Raw genomic sequence first — 20,781 nt, forward strand, 5'->3', positions numbered from 1 at the left:
GGCAGCCGACCATTGAGGAGCAAGAGTGATGGAAAACCGCACGCCAAACACGTTGCCGTTCCGTCGCTTGGCCGTTTTTCCGGTTTTATTGGCTCAATTTGTCATTTTGCTGATCGCCGCATTGGCGCTTTGGTACGGGCATGGAGTCGTTGCCGGATATTCAGGACTCTGCGGGGGCCTGATAGCCTTGCTGCCCAATATGTATTTTGCTCACAGGGCCTTTCGGTTTTCCGGCGCCCGAGCAGCCCAGGCTATCGTCCGGTCATTTTATGCCGGCGAGGCGGGGAAACTGATTTTGACGGCAGTGCTGTTTGCACTGACCTTTGCAGGTGTGAAGCCATTGGCGCCGCTGGCTGTATTCGGCGTCTTCGTGTTGACCCAACTGGTCAGCTGGTTCGCTCCCCTGCTAATGAAAACAAGACTTTCGAAACCTTAGGGCGTTTGAGGCAACCATGGCAGAAACAACCGCTTCGGGCTATATCCAGCACCACTTGCAGAACCTGACCTTCGGTCAGCTTCCTAATGGCGGCTGGGGCTTTGCCCACTCCGCAGCAGAGGCCAAAGAAATGGGCTTCTGGGCTTTCCACCTGGATACTCTGGGCTGGTCGGTCGCATTGGGTCTGATTTTCGTCTTCATTTTCCGCATGGCGGCAAAGAAGGCGACTTCCGGTCAGCCAGGTGCTTTGCAGAACTTCGTTGAAGTACTGGTCGAATTCGTCGATGGCAGCGTGAAAGACAGCTTCCATGGCCGTAGCCCGGTGATCGCACCGCTGGCACTGACCATCTTCGTCTGGGTGTTCCTGATGAACGCCGTCGACCTGATCCCGGTTGACTGGATTCCTCAGTTGGCCATGGCGATCAGCGGCGACCCACACATTCCATTCCGTGCCGTATCGACCACTGACCCTAACGCTACCCTGGGCATGGCCCTGTCGGTATTCGCGTTGATCATTTTCTACAGCATCAAGATCAAGGGCATCGGCGGTTTTATTGGCGAACTGACCCTGCACCCGTTCGGCAGCAAGAACATTTTCGTTCAAGCCCTGCTGATCCCGGTGAACTTCCTGCTGGAATTCGTGACCCTGGTCGCCAAGCCGATTTCCCTGGCCCTGCGACTGTTCGGCAACATGTATGCCGGCGAGTTGGTGTTCATTCTGATCGCTGTGATGTTCGGCAGCGGCCTGCTCTGGCTTAGCGGCCTGGGCATTGTTCTGCAGTGGGCGTGGGCTGTGTTCCACATCCTGATCATCACCCTGCAGGCCTTCATCTTCATGATGCTGACCATCGTCTACCTGTCGATGGCGCACGAAGAGAACCATTAAGACCAGTCTCGACTAGTCTGATGTCCTTCCCGGTCAAACGGGAAGGTGGCCCACCAGGGCTATGAAACGATTTGTTTTACCGCTTTAAAATCTAAAAAACCTAAACCATACGACGTAAAAGTCGGGAGGAAAGATGGAAACTGTAGTTGGTCTAACCGCTATCGCTGTTGCACTGTTGATCGGCCTGGGCGCCCTGGGTACTGCCATTGGTTTCGGCCTGCTGGGCGGCAAGTTCCTGGAAGGCGCAGCGCGTCAGCCAGAAATGGTTCCAATGCTGCAAGTTAAAATGTTCATCGTCGCCGGCCTGCTCGACGCCGTGACCATGATCGGTGTTGGTATCGCTCTGTTCTTCACCTTCGCGAACCCTTTCGTTGGTCAACTCGCCGGTTAATCACTCGTTTTTTCGAGTGATTGGTGTGTTGTGCAACGAATGAGCGAGGTATTGGCGTGAACATTAATGCAACCATTATTGGTCAGTCCTTAGCGTTCTTGATTTTTGTCGTTTTCTGCATGAAGTTCGTATGGCCTCCGGTCATCGCAGCTCTGCACGAACGTCAGAAGAAGATCGCGGATGGGCTGGACGCTGCAGCACGAGCAGCTCGCGACCTGGAGTTGGCCCAAGATAAAGCGGGTCAACAACTGCGCGAAGCGAAAGCTCAAGCAGCCGAAATCATTGAGCAAGCCAAGAAACGCGGTAACCAGATTGTTGAAGAGGCTGTTGAAAAAGCCCGTATCGACGCTGACCGTGTGAAGGTTCAGGCTCAGGCCGAGATCGAGCAGGAACTGAACGGTGTCAAAGATGCGCTGCGTGCCCAACTGGGTGCTCTGGCCGTCGGCGGTGCTGAGAAGATCCTGGGTGCCACAATCGATCAAAACGCGCACGCGGAGCTGGTAAACAAACTGGCTGCTGAAATTTAAGCGAGGGCGATCATGGCAGAATTGACCACGTTGGCCCGACCTTACGCTAAGGCAGCCTTCGAGCACGCCCAGGCCCACCAGCAGCTGGCCTCTTGGTCAGCCATGCTCGGCCTGGCTGCAGCAGTGTCGCAAGACGACACAATGCAGCGCGTGCTCAAGGCCCCGCGACTGACGAGCGCAGACAAGGCCGCCACTTTTATTGAAGTGTGCGGCGACAAGTTTGATGTGAAAGTGCAGAACTTCATCCACGTCGTTGCCGAAAACGACCGTCTCCTGCTTCTGCCGGAGATTGCCGCTCTGTTCGACCTGTACAAGGCCGAGCAAGAGAAGTCGGTAGACGTTGAAGTGACCAGTGCTTTTGCATTGAACCAAGAACAGCAAGACAAACTCGCCAAGGTTCTCAGTGCACGACTCGACCGGGAAGTGCGCCTGCAAGTTGCGGAAGACAAGTCCCTCATTGGGGGCATTGTCATTCGCGCCGGCGACCTGGTTATCGATGGCTCGATTCGCGGCAAACTCGCGAATCTTGCCGAAGCATTGAAATCTTGAGTTTGAAGGGGCAGCAGAGCAATGCAGCAACTCAATCCTTCCGAAATAAGTGAAATTATCAAGGGCCGCATCGACAAGCTCGATGTGACCTCCCAAGCCCGTAACGAAGGCACTGTCGTCAGCGTATCTGACGGTATTGTGCGGATTCACGGTCTGGCCGACGTAATGTCCGGCGAGATGATCGAGTTTCCGGGCGGCGTCTTCGGTATGGCCCTCAACCTGGAGCAAGACTCCGTAGGTGCCGTTATCCTGGGCGCTTACCAGTCTCTGGCTGAAGGCATGAGCGCCAAGTGCACCGGCCGCATCCTGGAGGTTCCGGTTGGTAAGGAACTGCTGGGTCGCGTAGTCGACGCACTGGGTAACCCTGTTGACGGCAAAGGTCCACTGGGCAACACCGAGACCGACGCGGTCGAGAAAGTTGCTCCAGGCGTGATCTGGCGTAAGTCGGTAGACCAGCCTGTACAGACTGGCTACAAGGCTGTCGATGCCATGATCCCTGTCGGCCGTGGCCAGCGTGAGCTGATCATCGGTGACCGTCAGATCGGTAAAACCGCTCTGGCGATCGACGCGATCATCAACCAGAAAGACAGCGGCATTTTCTGCGTCTACGTAGCCATCGGTCAGAAGCAATCGACCATCGCCAACGTGGTTCGCAAGCTGGAAGAGAACGGCGCACTGAAAAACACGATCATCGTGGCTGCCAGTGCTTCGGAATCGCCTGCACTGCAATACCTGGCACCGTATGCCGGTTGCACCATGGGTGAATTCTTCCGCGACCGCGGTGAAGACGCGCTGATCGTTTATGACGATCTGTCCAAGCAAGCAGTGGCTTACCGCCAGATTTCCCTGCTGCTGCGCCGTCCACCAGGCCGTGAAGCTTACCCAGGCGACGTGTTCTATCTCCACTCCCGTCTGCTGGAGCGCGCATCCCGCGTTTCGGAAGAGTACGTAGAGAAGTTCACCAACGGCGCAGTGACCGGCAAAACCGGTTCCCTGACCGCACTGCCGATCATCGAAACCCAGGCTGGCGACGTTTCCGCGTTCGTTCCGACCAACGTGATTTCCATCACCGACGGTCAGATCTTCCTGGAATCGGCCATGTTCAACTCGGGCATCCGCCCTGCAGTGAACGCCGGTGTTTCGGTATCCCGTGTGGGTGGTGCCGCTCAGACCAAGATCATCAAGAAGCTCTCCGGTGGTATCCGTACCGCTCTGGCTCAGTACCGTGAACTGGCGGCATTCGCCCAGTTCGCTTCTGACCTGGACGAAGCGACCCGTAAGCAACTTGAGCATGGTCAGCGCGTTACCGAGCTGATGAAGCAGAAGCAATACGCCCCAATGTCGATCGCTGACATGGCGTTGTCGCTGTATGCCGCTGAGCGTGGGTTCCTGACTGACGTCGAAATCGCCAAGGTCGGCAGCTTTGAACAAGCGCTGATTGCTTACTTCAACCGCGATCACGCCGACTTGTTGGCCAAGATCAACGTGAAGGGTGACTTCAATGACGAAATCGACGCTGGCCTGAAAGCCGGTATCGAGAAGTTCAAGGCCACCCAAACCTGGTAAGCCGCAGCGGGAGCCGCAAGGCTCCCGCTTGCTAACCTGATAGGTGTTACATGGCAGGCGCAAAAGAGATTCGCAGTAAGATTGCGAGCATCAAAAGCACGCAAAAAATTACCAGCGCCATGGAAAAAGTGGCGGTCAGCAAAATGCGCAAGGCACAAATGCGCATGGCTGCTAGCCGTCCTTATGCGGAGCGTATCCGCCAGGTAATTGGGCATCTGGCCAACGCCAACCCGGAATACCGCCACCCATTCATGATCGACCGCGAAGTTAAGCGTGTGGGTTATGTGGTTGTGAGCAGTGACCGTGGTTTGTGCGGTGGTTTGAATACCAACCTGTTCAAGGCCCTGGTCAAGGACATGGCGGTAAACCGCGAAAAAGGCGTCGAGATCGATCTGTGTGTTGTTGGTAGCAAGGGTGCGGCCTTTTTCCGCAACTTCGGCGGTAACGTCGTAGCAGCTATCAGCCACCTGGGTGAAGAGCCGTCGATCAATGATTTGATCGGCAGCGTGAAGGTGATGCTGGATGCGTACCTGGAAGGCCGGATTGATCGCCTCTCCGTGGTATCCAACAAGTTCATCAACACCATGACCCAGCAGCCAACCGTGGAGCAATTGATTCCACTGGTGGCGACTCCGGATCAGGAACTCAAGCACCACTGGGACTACCTCTACGAACCAGACGCCAAAGAGCTGCTTGACGGCTTGATGGTGCGCTACGTGGAGTCGCAGGTGTACCAGGCGGTGGTCGAGAACAACGCAGCTGAACAAGCGGCGCGGATGATCGCGATGAAAAACGCTACCGATAACGCCGGTGATCTGATCAGCGATTTGCAGCTGATCTACAACAAGGCGCGTCAGGCTGCGATCACCCAAGAGATCTCGGAAATCGTCGGCGGCGCTGCCGCGGTTTAACGGTTCAAATATTCAGAGGATCCAGCTATGAGTAGCGGACGTATCGTTCAAATCATCGGCGCCGTTATCGACGTGGAATTTCCACGCGACAGCGTACCGAGCATCTACAACGCGCTGAAAGTACAAGGCGCGGACACTACTCTGGAAGTTCAGCAGCAGCTGGGCGACGGCGTAGTTCGTACCATTGCGATGGGTTCCACCGAAGGCTTGAAGCGCGGTCTGGACGTTGTCGACTCTGGCGCAGCCATCTCCGTACCGGTCGGTAAAGCGACCCTGGGCCGGATCATGGACGTACTGGGCAACCCGATTGACGAAGCTGGTCCGATCGACACCGAAGAGCGTTGGGGCATTCACCGTCCAGCACCTTCGTTCGCGGAACAAGCTGGCGGCAACGACCTGCTGGAAACCGGCATCAAGGTTATCGACCTGGTTTGCCCGTTCGCCAAAGGCGGTAAAGTCGGTCTGTTCGGTGGTGCCGGTGTAGGCAAGACCGTAAACATGATGGAACTGATCCGTAACATCGCCATCGAGCACAGCGGTTATTCCGTGTTCGCCGGTGTGGGTGAGCGTACCCGTGAGGGTAACGACTTCTACCACGAGATGAAGGACTCCAACGTTCTGGACAAAGTGGCACTGGTTTACGGTCAGATGAACGAGCCGCCGGGTAACCGTCTGCGCGTAGCACTGACTGGCCTGACCATGGCCGAGAAGTTCCGTGACGAAGGTAACGACGTTCTGCTGTTCGTCGACAACATCTATCGTTACACCCTGGCCGGTACTGAAGTATCCGCACTGCTGGGCCGTATGCCTTCCGCAGTAGGTTACCAGCCGACCCTGGCTGAAGAGATGGGCGTTCTGCAAGAACGTATCACTTCGACCAAGGAAGGTTCGATCACTTCGATCCAAGCGGTATACGTACCTGCGGATGACTTGACCGACCCGTCGCCAGCGACCACCTTCGCCCACTTGGACGCCACCGTCGTTCTGTCCCGTGACATCGCTTCCCTGGGTATCTACCCAGCGGTCGATCCACTCGACTCGACTTCGCGCCAGCTGGACCCGAACGTGATCGGCCAGGAGCACTACGACACCGCTCGCGGCGTTCAGTACGTGCTGCAGCGTTACAAAGAACTGAAGGACATCATTGCGATCCTGGGTATGGACGAGCTGTCGGAAGCCGACAAGCAGTTGGTAAACCGTGCTCGTAAGATCCAGCGTTTCTTGTCGCAGCCGTTCTTCGTGGCTGAAGTCTTCACCGGTGCCTCGGGTAAATACGTTTCCCTGAAAGACACCATTGCTGGCTTCAAAGGCATCCTCAACGGTGACTACGACCACCTGCCAGAACAAGCGTTCTACATGGTCGGCGGCATCGAAGAAGCGATCGAGAAAGCCAAGAAACTGTAATCCAGGCGCCCGGAAACGGGCGCTCATCAGGTTGAGGCAATCAGATGGCTATGACAGTCCATTGCGATATCGTCAGCGCGGAAGGGGAAATCTTCTCCGGTCTGGTAGAGATGGTGATTGCACACGGCGAACTCGGTGACCTTGGTATTGCCATGGGTCACGCGCCGTTGATCACCAGCTTGAAGCCAGGTCCGATCACTCTGACCAAGCAAGGCGGGGAAAAGGAGGTGTTTTACATCTCCGGTGGTTTCCTCGAGGTTCAGCCGAACATGGTCAAGGTACTTGCCGACACCGTGCAACGTGCTGGCGACCTGGATGAAGCCTCCGCTCAGGAAGCCGTCAAGGCTGCTGAGAAGGCCCTGAACGAAAAGGGTGCGGACTTCGACTACAGCGCTGCTGCTGTACGTCTGGCCGAGGCTGCAGCTCAGCTGCGCACGCTCCAGCAGATCCGCAAGAAGTAAGCGGCCATGCCGTCATGCTTCAAGCGCGATTGATTAAAAAGGGTAGCCTCGGCTACCCTTTTTCTTTTTTTGCAAAACACTTCTTTGGTCTGAAGCCGGACCGCCTAGGATTGGTAGCCACTCATGTCTCTTGAAATCGTCATTCTCGCCGCAGGCCAGGGCACCCGTATGCGTTCGGCCTTGCCAAAGGTGCTGCACCCGGTTGCCGGTAATTCCATGCTGGGCCATGTTATCCACAGTGCCCGGCAGCTCGACCCACAGCGCATTCACGTCGTAATCGGGCACGGTGCCGATGCGGTGCGTGAACGCCTCGCCGCGGACGATCTGAATTTCGTATTGCAGGACAAGCAGCTGGGCACCGGCCACGCCACCGCCCAAGCCGTGCCGTTCATCACCGCCGACACCGTGCTGATCCTCTACGGCGACGTGCCGCTGATTGAAGTGGAAACCCTGCAACGCCTGCTCAAGCACGTAGTGCCTGGCCAGATGGGCCTGCTGACCGTTGAACTGGATGATCCCACCGGCTACGGACGTATCGTGCGCAACGCCGATGGCAAGGTAGCCGCCATCGTTGAGCACAAAGACGCTAGCGAAGCCCAGCGTGCGATCACCGAGGGCAACACCGGGATCCTGGCTGTCCCAGCCGATAAGCTCGGCGACTGGATGAGCCGCCTGTCCAACAACAACGCCCAGGGCGAGTACTACCTCACCGACGTCATCGAAATGGCCGTAAGCGATGGCCTGCTGGTTGCGACCGAACAGCCCCACGACCCGATGGAAGTGCAGGGCGCCAACGACCGCAAGCAACTGGCCGAGCTGGAGCGTCACTATCAACTGCGCGAAGGCCGCCGCCTGATGGCCCAGGGTGTGACCCTGCGTGACCCGGCGCGTTTCGATGTGCGCGGGGAAGTGACCGTCGGCCGCGACGTGCTGATCGATATCAACGTGATCCTCGAAGGCCGTGTGGTCATCGAAGACGACGTGGTGATTGGTCCTAACTGCGTGATCAAGGACAGTACCCTGCGTAAGGGCGTGGTGATCAAGGCCAACAGCCACATAGACGGTGCGGTGATGGGCGAGGGCAGCGACGCCGGCCCTTTTGCGCGGCTGCGTCCAGGTAGCGTGCTGGGAGCCAAGGCCCATGTGGGTAACTTTGTTGAACTGAAAAACGCCAAGTTGGATGCCGAAGCCAAAGTCGGTCACCTGACCTACCTGGGTGATGCTACCGTCGGCGCGCGAACCAACATCGGCGCCGGCACCATCACGTGCAACTACGATGGCGCCAATAAACACCAGACCACCATTGGTGCGGACGTGTTTATCGGTTCCAATAATTCGCTGGTCGCCCCGGTTACCCTCGACGATGGCGCCAGCACCGCCGCAGGCTCAACCATCAACCAGGATGTGGATAAGTCCCAACTGGCAGTAGCCCGCGCCCGTCAACGCAACATCGACGGCTGGAAACGCCCGGTCAAAATCAAGAAGACCTGACTTATCCACATTCTCGACAGCGACAAGTAACCCCCTGTGGGAGCGGGCTTGCTTGCGAATGCGAAGTGCCAGTCACCGGAAGTGGCGACTGGACCCGCGCATTCGCAAGCAAGCCCGCTCCCACATTCGTGTGCGGGTAAATAAAAAATGTCCTCGCCCCCTTGACGACCTTTCGACAATAGGTTTTGATTGCCTTCGTTATCTTTCGAAACGAAACTTACCGTCACCATGTCGAAACGAAATACCCCCCAGCGACGCCACAACATCCTGACCTTGCTCAATGAACAGGGCGAAGTCAGCGTGGACGAGTTGGCCAAGCGTTTCGAAACTTCGGAAGTCACGATCCGCAAGGACCTGGCCGCCCTCGAAAGCAATGGCCTGTTGCTGCGCCGCTACGGTGGCGCGATCACCATGCCCCAGGAACTGGTGGGCGACGCCACCCAGCCCATCTCGGTGTACAAGCGCGCCATTGCCCGTGCTGCCGTCATGCGCCTGCGCGAACACGCGCGCATCATCATCGACAGCGGCAGCACCACCGCCGCTATGATCCCCGAGTTGGGCCACCAGCCCGGCCTGGTGGTGATGACCAACTCCCTCCACGTCGCCCGCGCGTTAAGCGAACTGGAGCATGAGCCAGTGCTGTTGATGACCGGTGGCACCTGGGACCCGCATTCGGACTCGTTCCAGGGCCAGGTCGCCGAGCAAGTGCTGCGTTCCTATGACTTTGACCAGCTGTTTATCGGCGCCGACGGCATCGATCTGCAACGGGGTACCACCACCTTCAACGAATTGCTGGGCCTGAGCCGCGTCATGGCCGAGGTCGCTCGTGAAGTGGTGGTGATGGTCGAATCCGACAAGATCGGCCGCAAGATTCCCAACCTGGAACTGCCGTGGAGCAGCGTCCATACCCTTATCACCGATGATCGCCTGCCGCTTGAGGCCCGCGACCAGATCCAAGCCCGCGGCATTACGCTGATATGCGCGGCAATCATCTAGGAGAAACACCATGTGTGGCATCGTAGGCGCAGTCGCTGAACGCAACATTACCCCGATTTTGATCGAAGGCCTCAAGCGCCTGGAATACCGCGGCTATGACAGCGCCGGTGTGGCGGTCTTCACCAACGCCGGCAAGCTGGAGCGCATGCGCCGTCCGGGCAAGGTCAGCGAGTTGGAGCAAGCCTTGAACGGTGAGCCGCTGGTCGGCCGTCTGGGCATCGCCCACACCCGTTGGGCGACCCACGGTGCACCCTGCGAACGCAACGCCCACCCGCATTTCTCGGGCGACCTGGCGGTGGTCCACAACGGCATCATTGAAAACCACGAAGTGTTGCGTGAACAACTCAAGGGCCAGGGCTACGTGTTCACCTCGGACACCGACACCGAAGTCATCGCCCACCTGCTCAACCACAAGCTCAAGGACCTGGGCGACCTGACCGTCGCCCTCAAGGCCACCGTTAAAGAGCTACACGGCGCCTACGGCCTGGCCGTGGTCAGCGCCAGCCAACCGGACCGCGTGGTTGCTGCTCGCAGTGGCAGCCCGCTGGTGATCGGCCTGGGGCTGGGCGAAAACTTCCTCGCCTCCGACCAACTGGCCCTGCGCCAGGTCACCGACCGCTTCATGTACCTGGAAGAAGGCGATATCGCCGACATCCGCCGTGAAAGCGTGCAGATCTGGGATGTAAACGGCCAGTCCGTCGAGCGCGAAGCCGTGCAATACCGCGACGGCGCCGAAGCTGCCGATAAGGGCGAGTTCCGCCACTTCATGCTCAAGGAAATCCACGAGCAACCGTCCGTGGTGCAACGCACCCTGGAAGGTCGCCTGAGCCAGAACCAAGTGCTGGTCAACGCCTTTGGTCCACAAGCCGCCGAGCTGTTCGCCAAAGTGCGCAACGTGCAGATCGTTGCCTGTGGCACCAGTTACCACGCCGGCATGGTTGCCCGTTATTGGCTGGAAGAACTCGCCGGCATCCCTTGCCAGGTGGAAGTCGCCAGCGAGTTCCGCTACCGCAAGGTGGTGGTGCAGCCCGACACCCTGTTCGTGACCATCTCGCAGTCCGGCGAAACCGCCGACACCCTGGCCGCCCTGCGCAATGCCAAGGAGTTGGGGTTCCTGGCCAGCCTGGCGATCTGTAACGTCAGCATCAGCTCCCTGGTGCGTGAATCCGACCTGACCCTGCTGACCCAGGCCGGTCGCGAAATCGGCGTGGCGTCCACCAAAGCCTTCACCACCCAGTTGGTTGGCCTGTTGCTGCTGACCCTGTCTCTGGGTCAAGTGCGTGGCACCCTGGCCGAAGGCGTCGAAGCCACGCTGGTCGAAGAACTGCGCCGCCTGCCAGCCCGTCTCGGTGAAGCCTTGGCCATGGACAGCACCGTGGAAAAAGTCGCCGAGCTGTTCGCCGACAAGAACCACACCCTGTTCCTCGGTCGTGGCGCGCAATACCCGGTGGCCATGGAAGGTTCGCTCAAGCTCAAGGAAATCTCGTACATCCACGCCGAAGCCTACCCGGCCGGCGAACTCAAGCACGGCCCACTGGCCCTGGTGGATGACGACATGCCGGTGGTCACCGTGGCGCCGAACAACGAACTGCTGGAAAAGCTCAAGTCCAACTTGCAGGAAGTCCGCGCCCGTGGCGGCCAACTGGTGGTGTTCGCCGATGAAAAAGCCGGCATGACCAATGGTGAAGGCACTCACGTCATCAACATGCCGCATATCAACGACACCCTGTCGCCGATCCTCTACACCATTCCGCTGCAGTTGCTGTCGTACTACGTCGCTGTGTTGAAAGGCACTGACGTCGACCAGCCGCGCAACCTGGCTAAGTCGGTGACGGTGGAGTAACACGCCCCCTCCTGGAGGCCCGCCCGGGTCTCCAGGCTCCCGCGAAAGGACGCGCCCTCGATGCAACCCCCCTCCCAGATCCACCAGCGTTTGAACAACCGCCGGTTCACCGTCGCCAACAATGCCCAGGGGCTGTCCGGTTCGGGCACGGTATTTCATTACCTTGTCGAGGGTGATGCCATCTCTGGCACTTACCAGGGCGGGCGGATTCGCCTGGGCACGCAAGTGGGACGAGTGACAGGCCCGGACACTATCGAATTGCTGTTTCAGTGCCTGACCCTGGAGGGTGAGCTGCTGTCCGGTTGGTCGCGTGGCACGGTAGGCATTGATCACGCGGGTCTGACGACGCTGGCTTTTGAATGGGGCTGGTTGTCGGGGGCCATGGGCGGTGGAGAGTCTGGTTACGTGGAGTGTGTTTCCCGTTAACCAGCGCTTGTCGGTGCTGCGCAATAAGCAGCCTGATCAGGGCACAAACTCCACCTTCAACCCGCGACTCGCGCTGCGCCCCTGATCATCACTGACTCGCAACCGATACTCCCCCGACTTTCCCGGGCGCCAGTTCAGCGTGGTGTGCGGCGGACCCTGGCCGATCAAAGTTTGATCGGCAAACCAGTACAGTGTGGCAGCGTCGCTGGCGGCGTTGGCATTCAGCGGGATGCTTTCCTGGGGCTGGGACAGGCGCAATTGATAGCTCACCTGGGTCAGCGGTGAACGAATCTGCGGGGCTTCGCTCTGGTCACTGAGGCGGTTGGGCTGGCAGTTTTTCATTACGTTTGGCGGGGTACGTCGCGGCAGGCCGGCGGCGCGGTACAAGCGTTGCACGTCACTGGGCCAGAACTCGAAGACTTCTTCGCGCGTGTAGTGTGCGTCGAACGGTGGGCAGGCGGCCTTGCCGGTGCGGGTGTCGATCAGCACGGGGCGGTGCAGGTTGGACACGCGAATCGGCGACACGCCGGGGATGTACCAGGTCTTGCGGGTTTGCGGGCACCAGCGGTTGGGCAACTCCCCGGACGCGGCGCAGATGTCGATGCGCACTAAGCCGGCAGGCGGTTTGTCGGCTTTGATCACCACGTTGGGCAACGCCAGGGGCAGGGCGTCGGCGATGCGGAAGAACAACGGCGCGGCGGTCTTGGCGCCGATGAATGCAGGGTTCGGCCGGCCATCGAAGTTGCCCACCCACACCACCAGCACGTAGGGACCCACCAATCCCGTACTCCACGCATCGTGAAACCCCCAGGACGTGCCGGTTTTCCAGGCGGTGCGCCAATGGCGGCCGGGCAGGCCATCCGGGCGTGGGTTTCGGCGCAGCATGTCGCGCACCATGAACGCCGCCTGGGGCGTGAGCAGTTGCGCGCCGGTGGATTGCGGTTGTTCCTGCAGATAGCGCAATGGCCGCAGGTGCCCGTCACCGGCCAGCATCACATACAGTCGCGCCAGTTCCTCCGGGGTCATTTCACCCCCACCGAGGGCCAGGGCCAGGCCGTAATGGCTTTCGTCACGCAGGCCTTTTATCCCGGCGCGTTGCAGCAATCCATACAAGGAAGGCGACTTGACTTGGCTGGCAAGCCACACCGCCGGGATGTTGCGACTACGGATCAGGGCATCCCGTGCGGTCAGCGGCCCGACAAAACTGCCGTCGAAATTTTCCGGCTGGAAGTAGCCGAAGTTACTCGGCAGGTCCTTGAGGATACTCATGGGGTGAATCACCCCTTGGTCCAGCGCCAGCCCATACAGGAACGGCTTGAGTGTCGAGCCCGGCGAGCGCCGCGACAGCACGCCATTGACCTGGCCGTGAAGGCGTGTGGATAAGTAATCCGCGGATCCCACCAGCGCCTTGACGCTCTGGTCGCGGCTGTCGATCAGGATCGCCGTGGCGTTTTCCACACCCGTGCTGCGACGCTCGGCGATGAAGCCGCTGATCAGGCGTTCAAGCAAGTGTTGCAGCGGTAGATTGAGGGTGCTGTTCAGCTCATTGCCAGGCTGGGACGCCAGCAGTTGTTCACTCAAATGCGGCGCCAGGAACGGAATCTGCTGGCGGTTGCGCGCCTCCAGAGGCAAGTCCAGCAAACTGTCGTTACGTGGGTCTTGTGGATACGTCTCGCGCCAGTCGGCCATCAAGCGCTGCCGCGCATGTTGCAGCGACGGCCCGAAGCGCGCGCGTCGCCCCGGCTGCTGCGGAATCACCGCCAGCGCCAGTGCTTCGGACAGCGACAGCTGCGCCGCCGACTTGCCGAAGTAGATCCGGCTGGCCGCCTCGGCGCCTTCGATATTGCCGCCCATGGGCGCGAGGTTCAGGTAGGCCTCAAGGATGTCGTGCTTGCTGTAGCGCGCCTCCAGCCACAGCGCCAAGGCCATCTGCTGCAACTTGCCCGGCACCTGTCGGGTGTTCAAGTCCCACAGGCGCCGTGCCAGTTGCATGCTCAAGGTCGAGCCGCCCTGGCGCTGGCCACCGCTGTAGGTGGCCATAGCCGCGCGCACCAATGCCGGGGGGTTGATCCCCGGGTGCCAGTAGAAGTTGCGGTCTTCCTTGAGCAGCAAGGCTTCGACCAGTGAAGGCGATATCCGCTCCAGCGGTAGCCAAAGTCGGTATTGCCCGTCATCGGCCAACGTCATGCGCAGCAGCGAGCCGTCATCGGCCAACACCACGCGTGATGACGTGACTGCTTGCTCCAGCGGGACATGGGGCCACAGCCGCAACCCCGCCAGCATCACCGCCGCTGCGAGCAGCGGCGTCAGGCGCTTAAGGCTGGGTGATTTCAAGCTGGCCTACTTTACCGCGCCCTTGCAGGGTGGTTTCGTACATGCCTTCGGCGTAGGCCGGTGGCGTGTTGAAGGTGCCGGCGTTGGTGGCACGCACGCGGTAGACGAAGGTGCCTACATCGCGCAGTGCGGTGCCGTACAACACCACTCGATCATCACGTACGTCCACGTACTCCGGCTGCCAGTTGCTCAGCTCGGTTTCGCCGATAGGTGCTTGCCAGCTTTCTTCTTCCTGGCTGTCCTCTTCCACGTACTCGGACGCTTCGCCTTCACCGTCCTCGCTGCTGGCGGCTTCTGGCTCCGGCGGCAAGTTATACACAGGCTCGACGCCACCGGGGAGCAAGTCGACCACGGCCACTTGTTGCACCTGGTCACGGTCGGTCGCGCGCAGACGCAGGCGCACCAGGAACTCATCGCCTACCGCGACTGTGCTCACCGGCTCGCCCTTGAGGTCGAGGTATTCGTGGATGATTTCCAGGCCATTGTTGATCGGCTTGAGCTTGGCGCCCTTGTCGAAACCGGCTTCGCTGAGCATGTAGAACGCTGCCGGGCCGTCGGATTTTTCCATCACCAGCTTCTGCGTAGCGCCCGGCACAGCGGCGCGCGGCGGTTGCCCGGCCATCTCCAGCAATTGCTGCTGTTTGTCCCCCAGCCAGGCCGTGGCCTTGAGGGTCATGTCGCTTTGCGCACGTTGGCCGTAATTGTCCAGGGCGCGCAGCAGCAGGGCCGCCGACAGCGAGTTGTAACGCTGCTCGTTGAGGCGCTTACCGAGTTTATCCAGCAGCGCTGTAGGTACATAGTCCATCAGCTCTGGGAAATGCCGCGCCAGCAGGTGCAAGTGTTCGGCATCGTGCACCAGTGGGTCGTAGTAGAGGCCATCGCTGTCCCACTTATCCACAAGTGAGCGCCAAGGGATTTTGCGGAACAGCGTGTCAGCCTGGCGATCCTGTTTGAGCAGTTTATAGCTGGCCGCCAGGTAGGCGGCGCCCAAGTCGTTCTGCCAACTGTCCTTGAAGTAGTTTTCGTAGCGCTCGCGGATATCGCTCAATGCGCCGCTTACCAGAATCCCCTGACGGCTCAGCAGGTAACTGGCGTAGGCGCGGTTGCGCAATTCCGACAGGCCTTCGCTCGGGCCATTGGCCAGGTCCGTCAGATAGGCATTGGAGCGCACCAGCAGATCTTCCGGCACCGGCAAACCGCGCTCCCTGGCTTCGATCAGGAAGTCGGTGGCGTACAGGCTGGCGTACGGCGCCACGTCCGGGTTTGCCGCCCATAAGCCGAAGCCACCGGCCTGGTTCTGGCGCTGGCGCAGCATGCGTACCGCACTGCCGAAGGCTTGTTCGGCTTCCGGCGCGTTACCGCCCCAGATCAACGCCGGCATGGCCTTGGACACCAGCTGCTCGGTGCAGGCGTAGCCGTAGTCGTCCAGGTAATGCTTAAGGCCGTTGGCCCACACCAGCGGCGACGCCGCCACGCCCAGTTGTACGTCACGCAGTTGGCTGAACAGCTCGCGGGTGGGCTTGAGCTCTTTGCTGGCGCTGTCGAAGCGGCCCAGGCTCAGGGCGACGCGATGCTCGCTCAGTGGGCGAATCGAGGTGGTTTCGGCCACCTGGATACGTTTGCCGTCCGGCAACACTGCGACAAAACGCAAGTCCGCCGAACCCAGGGTTTCGCCGACCTTGATCTTGAACTCGGCGGTGCCTTCCTTGCGCGGTTGCAGGGACAGGGTGCTGCCCTTGTCACCCTGTACCTTCAGGCCATCGCTGGCCTGCAGTTCAAACTTCACATCCGCCGTGGTGTCGAGGTTGCTGAACACCCCGGCGCTGACGTTGAACACATCCCCCGGTGCCACAAAGGCAGGCACGTTTGGCGTGATCACGATCGGGCCGCGTACTTCGGTATTGGTTTCGCTGACACCCACACTGTCGGTGTCCACCGCCACCGCAAACAGGTGCAACTTACCGTTGAAGCTGTCCGGCACCTGGTAATGCAGCACGGTTTCTCCGGCGGGTAGATCGACCAGTCCAGACCACCAAGCCACCGGCGGCTGATGTTTGCGTTTGAACGGGTTGAGGTGATTGGCCAGGGCGCCTTCCGTATCGCCACCGGGCGCTGCCCCACTGAGCAGACGGCTGAATTCCGGCAGGATCAGGTCAAGGATCTGACTGGTGCCTACCTCCAGCGCACGCTTCTGGAAGAAGAAGCCCAACGGGTCCGGCGTCTGGTAACGCGCCACTTGCAGAATGCCTTCGTCTACCGCGTAAACCACTGCGCGGCCCGGACGGTCAGCGTTAACCTTGATATCCAGCGTCTGCCCCGGCTCGATCTTCGCCGGGCCTTCAACCTTCAGTGCCATGCGCCGCGCATCCAGGTTGATGCTGAACGGCACCACGCCGTAGGACAGCGGGCTCATGTACACCTCGGCCGAGCCCATGTCGCGCACAAACTGCACGTTGACGTAGGCATTGCCCTCAAGCCCTGCCGGTACGCGGATGTGTTGCACGCTGTTGGTGCTGTCGGCCTTGAACCACTGCTGGGTGTAGACCTTGTCGCGTTCGATGGTGATCAAGCCGGCACCGGTATACGGGGCACGAATGCTGATGGCGATCTCATCACCGGTGGCGTAGCTGGGTTTATCCAGACGCAGTTGCAGCTCGGCGTTGCGTTCCAGGGAGCGCGATGTGTTGCCGTGCCCGGCCACGCTGTAGTCGACCTGGTTGAGCAGGTTGCCGTTGGCGTCCTTTAACTGCAGGGTGAAATCGCCCGGCGTTGACGTGTTTAACGTTTGCTTGGCGCCTTCTTTCGTCATCACCAGCGGTGAGGCGGGTTGGCTGATGTTCTTGATGCGCGACTCGTACTTGTAGGCGCCGTTGGACTGTTTCACCAGCACCGACACATAACGGTGCTCGACCACTTCGCTGGTCAGGCCGTCCACCGCCAGTGGCGAAAGGTCCGGCGCGACGGCCAGCCATTGAACCTGGCGCGGCGCATCCTTGGCGACGTACGACAGCGAGTCCTGACTTTTCACACCGACCAGATAAGGTGCGGACGACACCAGCAAGGCACTTTGCGCCGCCACATTACGGCCGCCTTCGGCTTCGAACACCTGGCTCATTACCTGCAGGCGGTAGGTGCTGTTGGCGAAGCGTTGCAGGTTGAGGTCGAGCACGGCCTGGCCGTTGTCGTCGACGGTGGTTTCCGCCAGGTCTTCAGTGGTGGCGTCTTCCAGGGAGTCGTTGAGGCGGAAACGGTAATCCGGGTAACGGTCAAACGCCGCGAGCGTCGGGCTCAGGGACATCTTCGCGGTGACACGACGCCCTGATGCCGGAGCGCCGAACAGGTGCATGGCGGTGACCTTGGCCACCACCTGGTCCGGTGGAATCCAACCCTGAACAGGTGTGTCATGCAGGCTCAGGCTGACCTTCATGCGGTCCGGCTCGAAGTCGCGGACCTTGAAGCTCACGCTGCCCAGGTCGGTGCGGGTCTGCTTTTGGCCGATCAACTGCAAGGTCGCGGTGTATTCCCCGGCGGGGGCGACTTCGCTGCTGGGGAAATCAAAGGTTTCAAAACCGCTGGCGGACAGCTTCAACGGCTGGCGAATCACTTCCAGTCCGCGCGGGTCGGTGATTTGCAGTTCCACCGGCAAGCCTTGCAGGGCGCCTTTCCAATTGCCGCTGCGCACGATCATGCCCAGATGCGCGGTTTCCCCAGGCCGGTAAAGGCCGCGGTCGGTAAACAGGTAGGCGCTGAGGCGATCGATCGCACCGTCTTCTTCCAAACCGCCTACATCGAATCGCGACAGATCCAGTTGCTGGGACTGACGGGCGATCGGCAGGAACGACTGGTCATTGCCGCGAGTGACTACATACATCAGCGGCGTTTTCTCACGGCGCAGTTCATCCAGCTTGGCGAAATGCGCGTGGCCTTCGCCGTCAGTGTGGCCGCTGCTCACCGGCAAACCGTTGCGGCCGATGATGTCGACTTGCGCGTCGGCGACGGGCGAACCATTGCCGATGGACTGCACATACACATCGTGGCTGCCATCGCTGGAGCGCTTGGCGATGATGCCCAGGTCCGTCACCACGATAAAACGCAGGTCGCTGGTGCTGCTGCGGTCGTATTCGAAGGTGCGCTGGGCCGGATCATCCTGGGGGCTCAGCTTGAGCACGAAAATGCCGCGGCGCCCGCCATTGGCCGTGAGGTAGTGGCTGAGGTCCACATTGTCGTAGACGGTTTTCGCGGGGTCATTGGACGACAGCGGGATGTCCAGCGATTGACGCTCAACCATGCGGTCGAAGTATTCGTTGCCGAAGTTCGGCCGGGCAAAGCTGCCGCTGCTCTGGTCCACCAAGTGTTGCAACTGGTTGGGCAGCAGGCGGGCGATTTCCACATGGGCGCCAGGCACACCACGGGCCATAAAGCCCAGGCGTTTTTCACCGTTGAGGCTGAGCAAGGCGCCTTCAGACAGGAACTGCAGGGTGCGCGGGTACGCGGGCATGCTGATCAGCGACGCCGTAGGATTCTTCGCCAGGTAGCCGCCGATGGCTTCCAGGTTGGCGGGTACGCGTACATACACGGCGCGACCGGCCGGGGCCTTGAATTTGAAGGCGTGCAGGGTATTCAGCGGTTCGACGCTCGGCACGTGGGTCAGGTTGACCTTGCTGCTGCGGGCGAGCAGGGCGTCGTCGATGTCGTTGCTGCTGTAGGGGCGCGTGTCGTCCTGGGCTTTTTCCGGCAACAGCCAGGCCTGGACCTTACCGGCGATGGTGTCGTCGGCTACAGCGTTGGAGCTGCTGAACATCAACACCGGCTCTGGTTCACCACGCGCGTTGTCGACAAAACTCACGTCGGCGCCGGTAAAGGTCAGGCGATAGCGACCGGGCACGGTGACTTCCGCCACCAGCGGCGCGGTGCTGGCGTTGCCACCGTCGCGGGCCTTGATACCTTCGTCGAGCTTGGCGCTGACCGGCGTGCTTTCAAGTGGCGTGGCCAGGGCGGCGGAGCGTACGTAGGCGTTGAGTTTTTTCTCGTCGAAGGTGATTTCCGGGCGGTTGGGCAATTGGGCGTCGCGGTAGGCCAGGCCTTTGCCGAGGGTTACCGTGACGCGCTTGCGTAGGTTGTCTTCATCCACCGGGTGGGAAAAATGGAAGGTCGCCACCAGCTGTTTCAGCGTCGGGTTGGACGGGTCCTGGTACAACTCGTTTTGTGCCAGGGTGGCGCGAAACGGTTGGGTGGAAAACTGCGTGCTGTATTGGTCCAGTAACACGCCATCGGCCAACAGGTCTTTCTTCGCCATGTCCAAGGTGTAATGGGCGTCGATGGGCCAGTCTTTTTCCGGTACGAACAACAGGCTGCGGTCATCTGCCCAGCGCCAGGTGCCCGCAACCGCTGGTTTGAGGGTGATGCCCTCGGTAACCGGCTTGCCGATGGCCGACAGCGGCGCCACGGATTCGCTGAAGCGCACCTGCAAGTTATCCACAAGCGGGGTTTGCTGGGTGTAGTCGGTGAGGTTCGGTTTGTGCAGCGAATAGCTCGCGGTATGCGGCTGCGGCAGGTTGGAATACCAGTGCCAGCCGTAGAAGCCGGCGGCCGCCAGCAACACCAGACCCAATAAGCCGGCACCGGTTTGGCGCGGATAAGCGCGCGCCTTGTTGCCCAGGTTCGCCAGCCCACGGCCGATGGCACGCAACCAGAACGGCGGATGCCATTGACCAAAGACGGCCCCCACCACAGTCAATAACGCACCGACAACACGGCGGCTGATCGCTTTGAACGAATCGAACATGGTGAGCATCCCTGGCTAAGTGCGGCGTATCTTACACGCCTCTTTGACACAAAAGATGACGCCGATACGCTGCGCCGCTAGGCGTGTTGTACAAAAGTGAGACGCACCGCAAAACCGATCAAAAGACTGCCGAATAACCACTGCTGCATACGCTGCGCCGAGCGATTGCGCGCCAGCCACTGGCCGATGCGCGCGCCGGTCAGTGCGTAGCAACAGTCGAACACGAAACCGACGGCCACCAGGATCACGCCCAGTAACGCAAACTGCGCCGCCACCGGGCCGGCTTGGGGGTTGATGAATTGCGGCAGCAGTACCGAGCAGAACAGCAGCGCCTTGGGGTTGAGCAGGTTGGTCAGCAAGCCGCGTTGAAACGCTGCACGCCAAGCATGGGCTGCCAGCGGGGTGTTTGCCATTTCCAGAGGCGGCAGCATAGACGCGCGCAGGCATTGAATACCAAGCCACAACAGATAGGCCGCGCCACCCAGGCGCACGACATCAAAGGTCCACGGCGCCACCTTGAACAAGGTCGCCAGCCCCATGCCCGCCAAGGCCACATGGCAGGCGCGGGCCAGTCCCAAGCCAATCGCCGTGGTCAGCGCCAGGGCTTTGCCCTGGCGGGCTCCGGTCTGCAGCAGCAGGATCATGTCCGGCCCGGGCAACAGGTACGCCACCGACAGCGCCACCAAAAACAACCAAAGTTCCGCCATGTAAAGTTCCGCCATGTCTCACCCCCTAGTGTGTTGGCCAATTCTAGGGCTGAAGGGTGGGGCAGGTG

General features: G+C 60.2%; 16 protein-coding genes. 13 read left to right on the top strand and 3 right to left on the bottom strand.

Features of this window, described 5'->3' with window-relative positions; all coding sequences use genetic code 11:
• Nucleotides 1–28: 28 nt before the first annotated feature.
• The 13 genes from AB4O08_RS12580 (at nt 29) to AB4O08_RS12640 (ending at nt 11,887) form a co-directional block, all read left to right on the top strand.
• Entirely contained in the window at nt 29–436 is a 408-nt protein-coding gene (locus tag AB4O08_RS12580; protein WP_460114162.1) for a F0F1 ATP synthase subunit I, read from the top strand.
• A 16-nt stretch (nt 437–452) separates the two neighbouring features.
• Nucleotides 453–1,322, top strand: coding sequence for a F0F1 ATP synthase subunit A (gene atpB, locus AB4O08_RS12585; protein WP_010207690.1), 870 nt, complete (start codon nt 453–455; stop codon nt 1,320–1,322).
• A 133-nt stretch (nt 1,323–1,455) separates the two neighbouring features.
• Nucleotides 1,456–1,713, top strand: coding sequence for a F0F1 ATP synthase subunit C (atpE, locus tag AB4O08_RS12590; protein WP_002555987.1), 258 nt, complete (start codon nt 1,456–1,458; stop codon nt 1,711–1,713).
• A 56-nt stretch (nt 1,714–1,769) separates the two neighbouring features.
• Complete coding sequence (locus tag AB4O08_RS12595; RefSeq protein ID WP_008439543.1) at nt 1,770–2,240, top strand: F0F1 ATP synthase subunit B; 471 nt, start codon at nt 1,770–1,772, stop codon at nt 2,238–2,240.
• A gap of 12 nt (nt 2,241–2,252) precedes the next feature.
• Nucleotides 2,253–2,789 carry a F0F1 ATP synthase subunit delta gene (locus AB4O08_RS12600; protein WP_010207689.1) on the top strand — a complete coding sequence of 179 codons (537 nt, stop codon included), beginning with the start codon at nt 2,253–2,255 and terminating at the stop codon, nt 2,787–2,789.
• A gap of 21 nt (nt 2,790–2,810) precedes the next feature.
• Complete coding sequence (atpA, locus tag AB4O08_RS12605) at nt 2,811–4,355, top strand: F0F1 ATP synthase subunit alpha (protein WP_010207686.1); 1,545 nt, start codon at nt 2,811–2,813, stop codon at nt 4,353–4,355.
• A gap of 50 nt (nt 4,356–4,405) precedes the next feature.
• Nucleotides 4,406–5,266, top strand: a complete 861-nt coding sequence (gene atpG / locus AB4O08_RS12610; RefSeq protein WP_010207685.1) for a F0F1 ATP synthase subunit gamma — start codon at nt 4,406–4,408, stop codon at nt 5,264–5,266.
• Between the two features lie 27 nt (nt 5,267–5,293).
• Complete coding sequence (gene atpD / locus AB4O08_RS12615) at nt 5,294–6,670, top strand: F0F1 ATP synthase subunit beta (protein ID WP_010207684.1); 1,377 nt, start codon at nt 5,294–5,296, stop codon at nt 6,668–6,670.
• Between the two features lie 44 nt (nt 6,671–6,714).
• The gene (locus AB4O08_RS12620; RefSeq protein ID WP_003177061.1) at nt 6,715–7,131 is read left to right on the top strand and encodes a F0F1 ATP synthase subunit epsilon; all 417 of its coding nucleotides are present in this window, start codon (nt 6,715–6,717) and stop codon (nt 7,129–7,131) included.
• A gap of 123 nt (nt 7,132–7,254) precedes the next feature.
• Nucleotides 7,255–8,622 carry a bifunctional UDP-N-acetylglucosamine diphosphorylase/glucosamine-1-phosphate N-acetyltransferase GlmU gene (gene glmU / locus AB4O08_RS12625; RefSeq protein WP_042571103.1) on the top strand — a complete coding sequence of 456 codons (1,368 nt, stop codon included), beginning with the start codon at nt 7,255–7,257 and terminating at the stop codon, nt 8,620–8,622.
• Between the two features lie 228 nt (nt 8,623–8,850).
• The gene (locus AB4O08_RS12630) at nt 8,851–9,618 is read left to right on the top strand and encodes a DeoR/GlpR family DNA-binding transcription regulator (protein ID WP_010207681.1); all 768 of its coding nucleotides are present in this window, start codon (nt 8,851–8,853) and stop codon (nt 9,616–9,618) included.
• A 10-nt stretch (nt 9,619–9,628) separates the two neighbouring features.
• Complete coding sequence (gene glmS / locus AB4O08_RS12635; RefSeq protein WP_010207680.1) at nt 9,629–11,461, top strand: glutamine--fructose-6-phosphate transaminase (isomerizing); 1,833 nt, start codon at nt 9,629–9,631, stop codon at nt 11,459–11,461.
• A 60-nt stretch (nt 11,462–11,521) separates the two neighbouring features.
• Complete coding sequence (locus AB4O08_RS12640) at nt 11,522–11,887, top strand: hypothetical protein (RefSeq protein ID WP_021491439.1); 366 nt, start codon at nt 11,522–11,524, stop codon at nt 11,885–11,887.
• A gap of 36 nt (nt 11,888–11,923) precedes the next feature.
• Here the strand turns inward: AB4O08_RS12640 and pbpC are convergent, their stop codons facing one another.
• From pbpC to AB4O08_RS12655, 3 genes are all read right to left on the bottom strand, one after another.
• A complete protein-coding gene (gene pbpC, locus AB4O08_RS12645) occupies nt 11,924–14,221 on the bottom strand; it encodes a penicillin-binding protein 1C (RefSeq protein ID WP_460114163.1) in 2,298 nt (765 codons plus the stop codon).
• Nucleotides 14,202–20,006 (bottom strand): MG2 domain-containing protein, encoded by a 5,805-nt coding sequence (locus AB4O08_RS12650; protein ID WP_460114164.1) that lies wholly within the window; start codon nt 20,004–20,006, stop codon nt 14,202–14,204. The genes pbpC and AB4O08_RS12650 overlap by 20 nt, the downstream gene beginning before the upstream one ends.
• A gap of 77 nt (nt 20,007–20,083) precedes the next feature.
• The gene (locus AB4O08_RS12655) at nt 20,084–20,713 is read right to left on the bottom strand and encodes a LysE family translocator (RefSeq protein WP_044288172.1); all 630 of its coding nucleotides are present in this window, start codon (nt 20,711–20,713) and stop codon (nt 20,084–20,086) included.
• Nucleotides 20,714–20,781: the final 68 nt, after the last annotated feature.

The organism is Pseudomonas sp. H3_E07 (genome assembly GCF_054668895.1).